The organism is Actinoallomurus sp. CA-142502 (genome assembly GCF_050936355.1).
In the GTDB taxonomy this organism is placed as follows: Bacteria; Actinomycetota; Actinomycetes; order Streptosporangiales; family Streptosporangiaceae; genus Actinoallomurus; species Actinoallomurus iriomotensis.
Map to the genome: position 1 here is coordinate 1,782,006 of NZ_JBNJMY010000001.1, position 13,438 is coordinate 1,795,443.

The following is a 13,438-nucleotide window of genomic DNA, read 5'->3' on the forward strand; positions in this document are numbered from 1 at the left end:
CATGACGATCCGCGTGCTGATCGCCGACGACCAGGAGATGATCCGGGACGGGCTGGTCTCCCTGCTGTCCGCCGCCCCGGACGTCGAGGTCGTCGGGGAGGCGGCGAACGGCCGGGAGGCCGTCGAGCTGACCCGCAGTCTGGTGCCCGATGTCGTGGTCATGGACATCCGGATGCCGGAGATGGACGGGCTCGCGGCGACCGCTGAGATCATGCGCGACCGAGATCCGGATACCCCGGGCCCGCGGGTGCTGGTGCTGACAACGTTCGACCTCGACGAGTACGTCTACGAGGCGCTCGGCGCCGGGGCCAGCGGATTCCTGCTGAAGGACGCCCCCGCCGCGGACCTGATCACCGGCGTACGCGTGGTCGCCGCCGGCGAGGCCCTGCTCGCACCCTCGGTGACGCGGCGGGTGATCGGTGACTTCGCGCGCCGGCGCCGCCACGAACGGCCGAGGCAGGACGCGCTGGCCGGCCTTACCCCGCGCGAGGGCGACGTGCTGCGGCTGATAGCGCGTGGGCTGTCCAACGCGGAGATCGCGGGCGAGTTGTACCTGGCCGAGCAGACCGTCAAGTCGCACGTGGGTAACGTGCTCACCAAGCTCTCCCTGCGCGATCGTACCCAGGCCGTCGTCTACGCGTACGAGAACGGACTCACCGGCCGGGATCCGGTACCTGAGAGTGAGAGGAGCACCCCTCCCTGCGGGTGAGGCGCTTTCGGGCGCGGCGTCCCTAGCCTCGCGGACATGACGCAGACCATCACGGCACGCGCCAGCGACACCACGGCACGCGGCAGCGACTACGCGAGACTGTCCCGGCTGGTTCGAGAGCGTGGCTTGCTGCGCCGCAGACCCGGCTACTACACGATGAAGATGATCGTCGACGCTGTGCTGTTCGCGGGTGGGTGGACGGCGTTCGCCCTGGTAGGTAACTCGTGGTGGCAGCTCGCGGTGGCCGCGTACCTGGGGCTGATCTGGACGCACATCGCCTTCCTCGGCCACGACATCGGGCATCACCAGGTGTTCGCCAAGCGCCGTGCCACCACGGTCGGCGGGGTGGTCTGCGGCAACCTGGCGATCGGGGTGAGCCGAGGTTGGTGGGTGGACAAGCACAACCGGCACCACAGCCATCCCAACCACGTCGGCCAGGACCCGGACATCGGCGACGGCGTCATCGTCTGGACGCCGGAGCAGGCCGCGCGGCGAAGCGGCTTCGCCCGCGCGTTCGCCAGCCTGCAGGGATGGCTGTTCTTCCCGCTGCTGCTGCTCGAAGGCCTGAACCTGCACGTGTCCAGCGTCAGGGCGATGTCGCGGCGACGCTGGCCCGAGGCCGTGGCGCTGGCCACGCACGGCATCGTCTACGTGGGCGCGCTGTTCTGGGTACTGCCGCCGAGCAAGGCGATCGCGTTCCTGCTCCTGCACAAGGCGGTGTGGGGGCTGTACATGGGCGCCACGTTCGCGCCGAACCACAAGGGCATGCCCATCTTCGGTGAGGACGACAAGATCGACTTCCTGCGGAGGCAGGTGCTGACGTCCCGCAACGTGCGCGGCGGGCGGCTGATCGCCTTCCTGCTCGGCGGGTTGAACTACCAGGTCGAACACCACCTGTTCCCGTCGATGCCCCGGCCCGCGCTGCGCCGCGCCCAGCCGATCGTCCGCGACTACTGCCTCGAACACGGCATCAAGTACACCGAGGCGGGATTGATCGAGTCGTACCGGATCGCGCTCAAGCACCTCGATGAGGTCGGCGCGCACTGACGGAAAGCGCCACCGACCGCCTTCGGGCCGGCCGGTTCGGGCCCACCGGCCCGAACCGGCCGCCTGCACTTTCGCCCCCTGGCAGCGGTACGCGGCCGATCGAACCGACGCGGCCGACGGCTGGCAGCTCGCCCCCCTCGAGACCAGGTGAGGGAGGGAACGCTCGGCTGGGATGGCCCAGCCGAGCGTCTCGCTGAGCTTCTGGCGGTCAAGCTCCTTCAGCGGGGGTTGTCGGCGCGCCAGGCGACGTAGTCGGCGACCGCCGTGGCGATGTCGAAGGTCGGTGCGAAGCCGGTGTCATGGGTCAGCCGCGTGGTGTCGAGGTAGGGGTTGTCGCCGGGGCCGCCCTGCCGTCCGGGCAGGAGCTCGAGTCGCAGGTCGGGAGTGATCGTCCGTACGGCGTCCGCGAGCTCGCGGTTGGTGAACGGCCGGCCGCGGGAGACGTTGTAGGTGTCGTGCCGGAGGGTTTCCGCGGTCGTCAGCAGGGCGATCGCGCGTCCGGCGTCGGGTGCGTAGCAGCTGTCGCCGCCGTCGTCGGCGTACAGCGGCTGTGGCTCCTCACCGCGGAGCGCGGCACTGATGTACGGCGGGATGGGGTTGAACGGTGACTCCGGGTCCATCAGCGGTCCCCAGATGCTCCCGATCCGGAGTACGACCGGCTGGACGCCGCTGCCCTGGAGACTGTGCGTGGTGAGTGGCTCGACGGCCTTCTTGAAGGCGACGATCAGGTGCGGCAGCTCCGCGGCGGGCAGCGCGAGTTCCTCGTGCCAGCGGGTCTCGGTCCGGCCGATGTAGACGCCGATGCTGCTGGCGACGGCGAATCTGCGCACGCCCCAGGTGCGGGCGGCCTCCAGCGCGTTGAGCAGGCCGGTCGTGTCCGTACGGAAGTAGCGGACCGGGTCCTGACCGGGGATGGTGCCGGCGAGGTGGACGATGTCGCTGATGGCGTGGCGCTCGCCGAGGGCGAGGAAGGCGTCCCGGTCGGTGACGTCGAGGGGTTCCACGCTGACCCGGCCGGCCAGGAACGACGGGACCTCGGTCCGGCGGTGCGCGGTGACGACGACCTCGTGTCCGAGGTCGACGAGTGCGCGGGCGGTGTGGGCACCGATCATGCCCAGCCCTCCGGTGACGAGGATCATCGGACCACCTCGTAGCGCAGGTGGGTCATGCCGGGCGCCGGGACGGCCTCCAGCAGACGGAGTCGCACGTGCTCCGGGAGCTCGTGGAAGAAGCTGCGACCGGCGCCCAGCAGGACCGGTACCTGGTGGAGGATCACCTCGTCGAGGAGGTCCGCCTCCAGCGCGGCGGTCACCACGCCGCCGCCCATGAGGGCGACGTCCTTGTCCCCGGCGGCCTCTGCCGCCGCGATCGCGGTCTCGATGTCGGTGACGAGCGTCTGCCTCTCGCTGATCTCGGGCGCGGGCCGGTGGCTGAGGACGAACAACGGCGCCGTCGGATGCGGGCCATCGCCGCCGTACTCCTCATCGGCGTCGGGGGTGCGACCACTGATGTAGCCGTCGACCGAGACGGCGTGGGCGCTGAAAACCTTGCTCATGCTTTCCTCGCTGTTGATCACAAAGCTTGGGGAGTCGAGGGTTCAGTCTCCGACCCGGTCGTACAGGAGGCAGATCGCGCCGCTTTCGGTGACTTCGCTGGAGGTCAGCGCCCACGACGCGGACGGGCCGTCGGTGAACAGCCGGGCACCGCCGCCGACGAGTTCGGGACACAGCGTGATGCTCAGCCGGTCCACTTCTCCCGCTTGGAGGAGGCTACGGATCACACTGGCGCTGGCCAGGATGATGATGTCGCCGCCCTCCTGCTCGCGCAGCTGCTTGACCGTCGTGACCGGGTCGCTGTCGGCGATGCGCGCGTTGTCCCAGGCGGCCCCCTTTAGGGTGGTGGAGAAGACGACCTTCTCGACCGCGTTGAGCCAGCGGGAGAACTCCCGGTCTCGCGGGTCGGCGCCCTCGTCGTCGGCGACGGCGGGCCAGAACCCGGCGAAGCCCTCGTAGTTCTTGCGGCCGAGCAGGGCGGTGGTCGCCGCGCCGGTGACCGACACCATGTGGTCGCGGGACTTGGGAGTGATGGCGTGCGGCGCGATCCAGCTCATGTCGTATTCGCCGCCGGGGCCGCTGACACGGCCGTCCAGGGACAGCGTGATGTTGGCGGTGACGGTACGGCGGGCGTTGTCTCCGGTCATCGGACGGTTCCTTTCGGTTGTCGGAATCACCCGTTCAGCCTGGTGGCACCGGTGGCAGGCTGTCGTCGTCAGAGTTGGTGACATTCGGTCCGGGCTTTGGGGGGAGCGGCATGACGGGTTCGGTCGTCAGCCCGGTGCTGGTCGGGCGGAACGACGAGATCGCCGTGCTGCGCGAGGCCTACGAGCGGGCCCGGGCGGGCCACCCGGGGACGGTCCTGGTCTCCGGTGAGGCGGGCATCGGCAAGTCACGGCTGGTCGCCGCGGCGGTGCGGGAGTTGCCCGGCGATCCGCTGGTGGTGTCCGGCGGGTGCCTCGAACTCGGCTCGGAGGGCGCCCCGTATGTGCCGTTCGTCGCGGTCCTGCGCGATCTGGTGCGCCGGTTCGGGCGCGACCGGGTGGCGGCGCTGCTGCCGCCGGGCGGTGCCGCGCTCGGCGACTGGCTGCCGGATCTGGGTCCGGCGCCGGCGCGGTACGGGCCGACCCGGTTGCTGGAGGAGACGCTGACGCTGCTGGGCCGGGTGGCGGAGGTACGGCCCGTGGCCGTGGTGGTCGAGGACCTGCATTGGGCGGACGCGTCGAGCCGTGAGTTGTTCGCCTACCTGGCCCGCAATCTGACCGGCGTCGCCGTGTTGCTGGTCGGCACCGTCCGCACCGGCGAGCGGACCACCGGGCAGCCGGCCCGGCGGATGCTGGCGGAGCTGGGCCGCAGCGGCGCGGTGAGGCGCATCGCCCTCGGCCCGCTGGAGCACCGGCACGTCGCCGCGCTTCTCGCGGCCGTCGACGGGCAGCCGCCGGACCCGGCGCGCAGCGTCCGGATCCACCGGCGCAGCGGCGGGAACCCACTGTTCGTCGAGGCGCTGAGCACCGCGGACGAGGTGCCGTCGGGCGACCTGCGAACGCTCCTGCTCGCCCGGATCACCGACCTGCCGGCCCCGGCCCGCGAGGCGTTGGAAGCCATGGCGGTCGCGGGCGCCGAGCTGACCGACGACCTCGTCCACACGGTCGCCGGCGAGCCCGATCACCGGCTCCGGGACGCCCTCGACGACCTGATCGGACGGGAACTGGTCGTGGCGCGGGAGAACGGGTACGCGATCCGGCACGACCTCATCCGCGAGACGGTCTACGACGCGCTGCCGCCGACCCGGCGGCGGCGCATGCACGGCCGGTACGCCGCCGCGCTCGCCGAGCGTAGCGAGGGCGGCATGGCCCTGGCCGACCACTGGACGGCCGCGGGCGAGTTCGAGCGGGCGCTGCCCGCCGCGTGGCACGCGGCCGACCGTGCCGGGCGGCAGAACGCCTACGACGAGCAGTTCCATCTGCTGGAGCTGGTCCTGAACCAGTGGGCGAAGGTGCCGGAGCCGGTCAAGCTCATCGGCGCCGACCGTACGGTCGTGCTCGAACGAGCGGCCACGGCGGCGTTCGCCGCGGGCCGATCGGCCGCCGGCGTGACGTACGGCACGGCCGCCCTGGACGAGCTGGACCCGGCGGCCGAGCCGGAGCGAGCGGCCCGGCTGCTCGGACTGCGTGGCCGGTTGCAGAGCCGTATCGACGGCGGGGGACACGACGACCTGGAACGGGCGGTCGCCCTGGTGCCGCCCGGGTCGTCGGACGCACTGCGCGGCCGCCTGCTGTCCGCCCTGGCGTTCGCCGAGTTCATGGCGCTCGATCTCGACGCCCTCCGGCGGCACGCCACGGAGGCCCTGGACATCGCCGAGCGGCTCGGTGACGACGCCCTGCGCGCGCCCGCGCTGCTGGTGCTGGGCGCACTCCACGGCACGCTCGGCGACCCGGAGCAGGCGGGCAGTGCCTTCGCCGAGGCCCGTGGTGCCGCCGACGCGGCGGGCGACGCGTACATATTCCTGACCACCTTCCAATGGGAGTCGAGCTTTCTGTCCGACGCCGGCTGGTACGAGGAGGCGGTCGAACTCGCCCGCACCGGGCAGCGGGCCGCCGAACGGCTCGGCCAGGCCCGGTCCCGCGGCAGCATGCTCGCCGCGGCCCGCGCCATTCCCCTGGGCTTGCTGGGACGCTGGGACGAGGCCCTGCGGGTCATCGACGACGCCCTCACTCTGGTGCCACCCCCGCTGTACGCCGCGTATCTGCGCTTGGCCGCCGCGGACATCGCACAGCGGCGTGGCCAGAGCGAACGAGGCGCGACGCTGCTGCGTCAGATCACGCAGTTCGCCATGCACACCGCCGGGACGGCAGAGACGAAGTCCTGGCTGGCGCTGCTGCGCATCACGCAGGCGGTCGACCAGGACGCCTTCGACACGGCGGATCTGATCGTGGGCGAGCACCTGGCGACGGCACCGGACGCCTGGCCTCCGCACGAGACGGCGCGGCTGGCGGTGTTGGGGGCACGGGTACAGCGGGCCCGGCGAGCGGCCGCGCCGCGAAACCGGAAGGTCGCGAGCGAAACCGCGGACCGGCTCGCGAAACTCACACGCATGCTCGGCTCGGTGCGCACCACCACACCGGTGATCGACGCGTTCCGCCTCACCTTCCGGGCGCTCACAGCGGGCGGTGAACTGCCCGCCTGGGACGAGGCGGCCGCGGCCTGGCGTGACCTCGGCAACCGCTACGAGACCGCCGTGGTTCTGGTGGAGGGCGTGGCCGCGGCGCTCGCGTCCAACAACCGTCCCGGAGCCCAATCCCGGTTGCGCGAGGCACGCGTCATCGCCACCGAGCTGGGCGCCGCTCCGCTGCTGGCGCGCATCGACGACCTCGCCGCCCGCGGGCGGCTCACCGACACCGCCGACGGCGCCTGCGGCAACCCCTTCGGCCTGACCCGCCGCGAACTCGACGTGCTGCGCCTCCTGGCACATGGACGGTCGAACCAGCAGATCGCCACGGAGCTGTTCATCTCCGTCAACACCGTCGCCACCCACGTGACCAGGGTCCTCGCCAAGCTCGGTGCCGTGTCCCGTACGCAGGCCGCCGCCAAGGCCCGCGATAACGGCCTCCTGGACGACGGCGTTACGGACTTATGTGAACTGACAGAACTGGGACACAGGGCGCGGGAGGCTGGCCAACACATGCGGACCAGCCTCATTCCGCAGTTTTGATATAACGCGTGTCAGCATCCTCCGTCGGCGAATCCGTCCCCCCAGCCGGTCTGATAGTCGGCGGGTTCGCCACTGACATCGCGGTTGTAGCAGCCGCTCCTCGCGTCCGACCGTCCGCTCCTGTAGCCGCGGTGGTAATCCTCCTCGGTCGCGGGCGGTACGGGCTTCTTCGCATTGTGGGATGCCGTTACGGTCGCTGTGCCGGCGCTCTGTGCGGCGTTGGCGTGGGGCGTCACGCCGGGCGTCAGGGCCACCGATCCGAACAGGGTGGCGTCGGCGAGAGCCAGAGTGAGATTTCTCTTACGCATGATCGTTTCCTCCTTTGGTGCCGCGCCCTTTTGGGGCGCATGGAGGCACGCCATGCAACCAGCATTATTTGGATGAGCCGACAAGTCGCCGATGTCGAGAGCGAGAGATGCGCGTACTCGGCCGGCCGTCCCGTACACAACCGACCAACGGGGGCATTCACCGACTGTCCGCCCGCCCATCTCGGTCAGCCGGGTAGACGAGGGGAAGGCCGGCGACGCCGACCAGTCCGGCCGGCCAGAGGGCCGCTGGGCGAACCCCCTCGGCGAGCCGGTAGCTGGGGATGCGGCGGTGCCATTCCTCCAGGACCGCCTTCATCTCCAGCCGGGCGAGATGAGCACCGAGGCAGAAGTGCGGCCCGATGCCGAAGGCCAGATGGGGCTGGCGGCGGTGGAAGTCGATCGTGTCGGGCTCGGCGTGTTCCGAGGGGTCTCGGTCGGCGACCGCGACGGCGACGTGGACGGCGGAACCCGCGGCGACCCGGTGGCCGCCCAAGCGCACGTCCTCAACGGCCACGCGGGGAAGGGTCAGGATCGGGCCGTCGATGCGTAAGAGTTCCTCGATCGCGTCAGGGATGACCTCCGGGTCGTCGACGAGTTGCCGCCGCAGGTCCGGCCGGGTGGCCAGGATCGCGAAGGCGTTCGACAGGGCGTCGGTCACCGTGTCGAGCCCCGCGAGGACGAATTGGAAGCACATGCCGAGGAGCTCGTGCTCGGTGAGACGGTCGTCACCGGTGTCGGCGAGGAGGACTGCCAGCAGGTCGTTCCCGCCGCTCTCCGCGCGGCGCGCCGCGATGTGCTCGACCAGGTAGCCGAAGAGCTCACCGCCGGCCTTGGCGGCGGCCTCGGAGGGGGCCTCGGCCCCGAACTCGGGGGCCGAGCTGAGGATGGCGTCCTTCCAGGCGATCAGACGATCACGGTCGGCGAGCGGGAGTCCGAACATCGTCAGGAACACCTGCGCCGGCAGCGGTACGGCGATGCTCGAGACGAAGTCGCAGCGGCCCGCGTCGGCGACCTCGCCGACCAGCCGGACGGCGAGCGCTCTGATCTCGGGCTCCATCGCCCTGATCCGGCGCGGGCTGAAGTGGGGCTGGAGCAGGCGCCGATAGCGGGTGTGCTCGGGCGGGTCGAACGCGATCGGCAGCATCGGCACCGGGCTGCCCGCACTCTCGTACGCCCGCTTGGAGGAGAAGAGCTCCGGATGCCGCAGGACGTACTCGACCGTCTCGCGTGAGATGGCCGCCACCCCGGTGGTGACGCGGGTGACCGGTCCGCGCTCGCGGATCATGGCGTAGGCGGTGTCCCGGTCCTCGCTCACCGGGAGCCTCTCGATCGAAAGAGGCTGCTGGACGCCGGCCTCACCATGTTCGGTCATCGGAGGGTCCTCACTGCCGCCGAAGCCCTGGTCGGTCAAAGGTAACAAGCGGCCGATCGGCTGAGAAGTGCACTTTGTTGAGGCCGGCCGGGGGCTTTCGCCGTTATGCCCGCCGTGCTACGCGGTGGTCCGCAGAGATCCGCAAGGCTTCGCGGCATAACGGCCAGACCGAAAGTGGACATGATCAGAAGTCGAATCCCAGGTCACTATCGACATGTTCGGCGACCCGACACCGGGTCCTTTCCCTCATTCGAGAGGACATCCATGCCACTGACCTGGTCTGTCCGATCGCGCATCGCCGCCGGGTGCGCGGCCGCGCTGGCGGCGACCCTGTTCGCCGCCGGTGCCGGCACACTCGCCGGCTCCACGGCCGACGCCGCCCAAGCTCGACCGCTCTCCACCGTCACGACCTGGGCCGCGAGCGACGACAAGGCCGGCGGCAGCCTCACCGACGTTACCGTGCGCAACGTCGTGCACACCACGATCGGCGGTGGCAACCTCCGTATCCGGTTGTCGAACAACTTCGGGACCTCGGCCATCACCTTCTCCTCCGCCTACATCGGTACGCCGACGGCGTCGGACTCGGCCGCGATCGTGCCGGGCAGCAATCGCCGGATCACCTTCGGTGGGAAGACGTCGGTGACCATCCCCGCCGGTGGCGTGGTGCTCAGCGATCGGCTGCCCGGGACGGTCGCGCCGGGCGCCGATCTCTCGGTCTCGCTGGCGCTGAAGGGAACCGCGAGCGTGATCACCGCCCATAACCGGACAATGCAGTACACCTTCAAGTCCGGCACCGGTGACTGGGCGGCCGATGAGTCCGCCGACCACTTCGGCACCCAGGACGCCAACTGGTTCTTCCTCGACGCGATCACGCTCGACGCGCCGACACGTGTGGGCACCATGGCCGCACTCGGCGACTCGATCACCGACGGCGTCGGATCGACCATCAACGCCAACCATCGCTGGACCGACGAACTGGCCGCTCGGGTCGAGCGGCTCCCGGAGGTGAAACAGTTCGGCATCGCGAACGAGGGCATCTCCGGCAACCGGGTCACCTCGGGTGGCGGCAGCACCGGCCTGCCCGGCCAGACCCGGCTCGTGCGCGACGTGCTCACGAAACCGGGAATCGGCTCGGTCTTCCTCTTCGAGGGGATCAACGACGTCAGCGGCGGCGTCTCCGCCGACGATCTGATCGCCGCCGACCGGCAGATCGTGGAACAGGCGCACGCCATGGGCAAGTGCGTCTTCGCCGCCACCATCACTCCGGCGAACCTCGACGACGCCGATCGGGAGGCGACCCGCAACGAGGTCAACCGATACCTGCGAACCACCGGCGACTTCGACGCGGTCTTCGACTTCGACGCCGTCGTCCGCGATCGCGGCGACGCCACCCGGTTGGCCGCGCCGTACGACTCCGGCGACCACATTCACCTCAGCGACGCCGGCTACCGGGCCGTCGCCGACTCGATCGACCTGCGCCGGCTGACCTGCTGAGCGGTCCGGCGGCCGCGGTGGGCACCCGCGCCCACCGCGGCCGCCGGAGAGTGGTCACACTTGGCGTGCCTCCTAGGGGGTCGGCGCCGGCTCTCCGTCGCAGCCGTTGTCGATTCGTCCGGTGGTGAAGTAGGCCACCACGTCCACGGCGCATTCGGGCACGCGTGTGGCCGATACGTGGACGTCGTCGTCGACGGTGTAGACCTTGCCGCCGATGGCGGCCTGCGTCTGCAGGGTCCACTTGTAGGCGGACATGGTGTCGTAACGGTGCCCGGACAACACCAGCGAACCTCCGGTGCGGTGTACCCGGGTCTGTCGTGCGGGCAGCGGCCAGCCGGCGCATCCGGCGCCGAAGTAGAAGGCCGTCACCGGCTCACGCTCGAGGCGCTCCTGGTAGGCGGCCCAGGCGGCGGAGAAGCCGAGCCGGCTCTGATCCTCATTGCAGATGGTCGCCCGGTTCATCGTCATGTTCATCATCTCGGGTGCGCCGGGGACGGGCGGGGCCGGTTCGGCGCCGAAGATCTCTTTGACGGTGGGCGGCGCCTGGGAGCCGGTCGCGCCCCGCAGCTCGGCGAGCGCCCGGCCGGCCCGTGGCCATTCGGGTGAGGTCTTGCCGGCCAGCTGGGCGATCGAGGCGCCGTCGATGGTCGCGTTCAGGTCCGTGAACGTCTTGGGGGCGGCGTCATAGTCGTGGCGCAGCTTCAGGACCGCGGCCCGCACCTGCTGCGCGGTGGCGCCCAGCCCGTACGTCGTGTCGTAGCGCGCGAGCCACGCCGCCATACGCGCGAAGTTCCGTTCCGTGGCCTCGGCGACTCCCTCGTCATGCTCGGCGAAGCTGGTGTACGGCGGCGCCGGGCTGTCCAGGAAGACGCGCCCCGTACGGCCGGGGAAGAGGCTGCGATACACCGCGCCGAGCCAGGTGCCCCAAGAGAAGCCGAGGATGTTGAGCCTGCGCTCACCGAGCGCGGCCCGCACCCGATCCAGGTCCCGGGCCACGTTCGCGGTGGTGAGCTGCCCGAGGAAGGCCGGATCGGACCGCCCGCAGGCGGCGTTGTCCGCCGCCATGGCCTCGTAGATCCGCTTGGCCGACGCCTTGGTCAGCGGTCCGGGTCCCCTATGGGGAGGCGGCGCACCCTCGCAGCTGGTCTTGGTGCTGTAGTTCACCCCACGGGGATCGAAGCCGATGAGGTCGTACCGGTCGTTGAGCCGGGCGATCTCCTTGTTCCTGAGCGTCATGCTGATGGGGTCGAGATATCCGCTGCCGCCGGGCCCGCCCGGGGCCATCGCCAGCGCGCCGAGCCGGTGTCCGGTGTCCACGGCGCCCAGCCGGGTGACCGCGATACTGATCTTCCGGCCCGCCGGGCGGCGGTAGTCCAGCGGGACGCTGATCGTCCCGCACTCCAGGCGCTTCAGCTGCGCGCGGAACCGCGGTATCTGCTCGCCGGTGGCGCCCAGGCTCGTGATCACCTCATCGGAATAGGCGGGGCAGGGCCTCCAGCCGACCGCCGAAACCGGCGGACTCGCCACCGCGGTGGCCGGTACGGCCATGCCCCGTGTCGTACTGCCCAGCGTCAGCACCGCGCAGGCCAGACCACCCACGCCCCCGGCTGCCGCACGTCTCATTCGAAGATCCTTTCCTCTCGGAGAACCCGAATGCCGGGCAGACTGCCAAGGAGCCGGTCACAGCGACGTCACAGGATCGGTCACCGCCTCGCCCCGCTGTTCCAAGGGCGTCGGAGCGTCTGGCAGGGCGCTCCTGACCGTTCTCCACCGGCCGCCGTTGTCTTCGCGGTCGTCCGCGCTGGGCGTCAGGCTTGCACGGTGGGCCGGACGACGATCTCGCTGACGTCGATGCCGGCGGGCTGCCCGATCGCGTAACCGATCGCGGATGCGATGGCGGAGGGCGGGATGGCGATCTCGTCGCGCTGCCGGGCGGCCGCCGCGGCTGCTTCGGGACTCGCTCCCTTGCCCACGCCCTCGGTGTTGGTGAACCCCGGTGAGACGAGGGTGACGCGCAGGTCAGGTCCCGACTCCTGTCGCAGGCCCTCGGTCAGCACCTTCACCGCCGTCTTGGTGGCCGCGTAGACGGCCTGGGGGGATTTCACGACGTACGCCGCGGTGGAGGCGACGTTGACGAACTGGCCGGAGCGCTGCCGCCGGAAGACGGGAAGTGCCGCCCCGATCCCGTTCAGCAGGCCGGTGACATGGGTCGCGACCATGGCGTCCCAGTCGTCCTGGCGCAGTTCGTCGAACGGCGACACCGCCATCGTGCCGGCGTTGGAGACCAGGACGTCGAGCCGGCCGAACCGGTCGACCGCCGTGTCCGTCAGGCGCTTGAGGTCCTCGCGGCGCGTCACGTCGATGACGGCCCCGACGGCCGTGCCGCCCCGGGCCGTGATCTGGTCCACCACCGCGTCCAGCCGGTCCTCCCGCCGGGCCCCCAGCACGAGCCGGGCTCCTTCTCCGGCGAGGTGGGTCGCGGTCGCCGCTCCGATGCCGCTGCTGGCGCCTGTGATCGCCACGACCTTGCCCTCGACACCTGACATGATCAACGTCCTTCCAGAAGGGGGTCGGTCCATGACCTACAGTGAAAGTGGGGGCGCCACCACTTACGCTGAGGCTAAGTGGGCGCGCCTCCACTTAGCAAGTTGAGGGGAGTGGCGACGGCTGATGGCCGACTGTGCACAACGCCCGTTGCGCGCTGACGCACGGCGTAACAGGGACAAGATCCTCGCGGCCGCGGTGCGCGTGTTCGCCGAAGAGGGGCTGGACGCGCACCTGGAGCGCATCGCCAAAGAGGCGGGCGTGGGCAGCGCGACCCTGTACCGCAACTTCCCCACCCGTGAGGTCCTGATCGAGGCGGTCTACCGCAACGAGGTGGCCCAGCTGTGTGACGCCGTCCCCGAGCTGCTCGCGGTGAAGCCGCCCTACGAGGCCCTGCGTGCCTGGACGCGCCTCTTCCTGGACTACGTCACCGCCAAATCCGGCATGGCCGACGCTCTGCGCGCCATCGCCGCCGCGGGAAGCAACCCCTACGGCCACAGCCGGGAAATGATCCAGGCCGCCGTCACCACCCTGATGGACGCCTGCGCGGACGCCGGCACGATCCGTACCGACATCAGCGCCACCGACATGGGCGCCGCCCTCGAAGGCATCGCCCTCACCTCGGCAGGACCCGACCAGCGGGAACGGGCCGAACGCCTGCTCGACCTGACCCTGGACGGCCTGACGGCCCGCATGTGA

At 70.7% G+C, this 13,438-nt stretch carries 12 protein-coding genes; 5 read left to right on the forward strand and 7 right to left on the reverse strand.

The features are described from left to right. Nucleotide 1: 1 nt before the first annotated feature. Nucleotides 2-709 (forward strand): response regulator, encoded by a 708-nt coding sequence (locus ACQEV1_RS08775; RefSeq protein ID WP_285621260.1) that lies wholly within the window; start codon nt 2-4, stop codon nt 707-709. A 36-nt stretch (nt 710-745) separates the two neighbouring features. Further along, nucleotides 746-1,756 carry a fatty acid desaturase family protein gene (locus ACQEV1_RS08780; RefSeq protein ID WP_433392901.1) on the forward strand — a complete coding sequence of 337 codons (1,011 nt, stop codon included), beginning with the start codon at nt 746-748 and terminating at the stop codon, nt 1,754-1,756. Nucleotides 1,757-1,974: 218 nt separating this feature from the next. Here the strand turns inward: ACQEV1_RS08780 and ACQEV1_RS08785 are convergent, their stop codons facing one another. From ACQEV1_RS08785 to ACQEV1_RS08795, 3 genes are read right to left on the reverse strand one after another with little or no spacing between them, the layout of a single operon-like run. Beyond that, on the reverse strand, nt 1,975-2,895 hold the full coding sequence (locus ACQEV1_RS08785; RefSeq protein WP_433392903.1) for an NAD-dependent epimerase/dehydratase family protein: 921 nt from the start codon (nt 2,893-2,895) through the stop codon (nt 1,975-1,977). Further along, complete coding sequence (locus tag ACQEV1_RS08790; RefSeq protein WP_433392905.1) at nt 2,892-3,311, reverse strand: dihydrofolate reductase family protein; 420 nt, start codon at nt 3,309-3,311, stop codon at nt 2,892-2,894. The genes ACQEV1_RS08785 and ACQEV1_RS08790 overlap by 4 nt, the downstream gene beginning before the upstream one ends. A gap of 42 nt (nt 3,312-3,353) precedes the next feature. Further along, nucleotides 3,354-3,956 carry a dihydrofolate reductase family protein gene (locus ACQEV1_RS08795; protein ID WP_285621251.1) on the reverse strand — a complete coding sequence of 201 codons (603 nt, stop codon included), beginning with the start codon at nt 3,954-3,956 and terminating at the stop codon, nt 3,354-3,356. 110 nt (nt 3,957-4,066) lie between these two features. Between ACQEV1_RS08795 and ACQEV1_RS08800 the strand changes: the two genes are divergently transcribed. Beyond that, nucleotides 4,067-7,021 carry an ATP-binding protein gene (locus ACQEV1_RS08800; RefSeq protein WP_433392907.1) on the forward strand — a complete coding sequence of 985 codons (2,955 nt, stop codon included), beginning with the start codon at nt 4,067-4,069 and terminating at the stop codon, nt 7,019-7,021. An 11-nt stretch (nt 7,022-7,032) separates the two neighbouring features. Here ACQEV1_RS08800 and ACQEV1_RS08805 read toward each other — a convergent pair whose 3' ends face one another. Together ACQEV1_RS08805 and ACQEV1_RS08810 are read right to left on the reverse strand one after the other, a co-directional pair. Then, nucleotides 7,033-7,329: a hypothetical protein gene (locus ACQEV1_RS08805; protein ID WP_433392909.1), complete on the reverse strand. Its 297-nt coding sequence runs from the start codon at nt 7,327-7,329 to the stop codon at nt 7,033-7,035. A gap of 157 nt (nt 7,330-7,486) precedes the next feature. After that, complete coding sequence (locus ACQEV1_RS08810; RefSeq protein ID WP_433392911.1) at nt 7,487-8,701, reverse strand: cytochrome P450; 1,215 nt, start codon at nt 8,699-8,701, stop codon at nt 7,487-7,489. Between the two features lie 264 nt (nt 8,702-8,965). Between ACQEV1_RS08810 and ACQEV1_RS08815 the strand changes: the two genes are divergently transcribed. After that, complete coding sequence (locus ACQEV1_RS08815; RefSeq protein ID WP_433392913.1) at nt 8,966-10,195, forward strand: GDSL-type esterase/lipase family protein; 1,230 nt, start codon at nt 8,966-8,968, stop codon at nt 10,193-10,195. Between the two features lie 72 nt (nt 10,196-10,267). Here ACQEV1_RS08815 and ACQEV1_RS08820 read toward each other — a convergent pair whose 3' ends face one another. Both ACQEV1_RS08820 and ACQEV1_RS08825 read right to left on the reverse strand, forming a co-directional pair. After that, nucleotides 10,268-11,818 carry an alpha/beta hydrolase gene (locus ACQEV1_RS08820; protein WP_433392915.1) on the reverse strand — a complete coding sequence of 517 codons (1,551 nt, stop codon included), beginning with the start codon at nt 11,816-11,818 and terminating at the stop codon, nt 10,268-10,270. A gap of 185 nt (nt 11,819-12,003) precedes the next feature. Continuing rightward, nucleotides 12,004-12,741: an SDR family oxidoreductase gene (locus tag ACQEV1_RS08825; RefSeq protein WP_285621236.1), complete on the reverse strand. Its 738-nt coding sequence runs from the start codon at nt 12,739-12,741 to the stop codon at nt 12,004-12,006. Between the two features lie 148 nt (nt 12,742-12,889). Here ACQEV1_RS08825 and ACQEV1_RS08830 point away from each other — a divergent pair, with 148 nt between their 5' ends. Next, complete coding sequence (locus ACQEV1_RS08830; protein WP_433392918.1) at nt 12,890-13,438, forward strand: TetR/AcrR family transcriptional regulator; 549 nt, start codon at nt 12,890-12,892, stop codon at nt 13,436-13,438.

Bases quoted from the DNA above. Each gene is read 5' to 3' on its own strand.
- ACQEV1_RS08775 (WP_285621260.1), top strand. From the start codon at position 2: ATGACGATCCGCGTGCTGATCGCCGACGACCAGGAGATGATCCGGGAC.
- ACQEV1_RS08780 (WP_433392901.1), top strand. From the start codon at position 746: ATGACGCAGACCATCACGGCACGCGCCAGCGACACCACGGCACGCGGC.
- ACQEV1_RS08785 (WP_433392903.1), bottom strand. From the start codon at position 2,895: ATGATCCTCGTCACCGGAGGGCTGGGCATGATCGGTGCCCACACCGCC.
- ACQEV1_RS08790 (WP_433392905.1), bottom strand. From the start codon at position 3,311: ATGAGCAAGGTTTTCAGCGCCCACGCCGTCTCGGTCGACGGCTACATC.
- ACQEV1_RS08795 (WP_285621251.1), bottom strand. From the start codon at position 3,956: ATGACCGGAGACAACGCCCGCCGTACCGTCACCGCCAACATCACGCTG.
- ACQEV1_RS08800 (WP_433392907.1), top strand. From the start codon at position 4,067: ATGACGGGTTCGGTCGTCAGCCCGGTGCTGGTCGGGCGGAACGACGAG.
- ACQEV1_RS08805 (WP_433392909.1), bottom strand. From the start codon at position 7,329: ATGCGTAAGAGAAATCTCACTCTGGCTCTCGCCGACGCCACCCTGTTC.
- ACQEV1_RS08810 (WP_433392911.1), bottom strand. From the start codon at position 8,701: ATGACCGAACATGGTGAGGCCGGCGTCCAGCAGCCTCTTTCGATCGAG.
- ACQEV1_RS08815 (WP_433392913.1), top strand. From the start codon at position 8,966: ATGCCACTGACCTGGTCTGTCCGATCGCGCATCGCCGCCGGGTGCGCG.
- ACQEV1_RS08820 (WP_433392915.1), bottom strand. From the start codon at position 11,818: ATGAGACGTGCGGCAGCCGGGGGCGTGGGTGGTCTGGCCTGCGCGGTG.
- ACQEV1_RS08825 (WP_285621236.1), bottom strand. From the start codon at position 12,741: ATGTCAGGTGTCGAGGGCAAGGTCGTGGCGATCACAGGCGCCAGCAGC.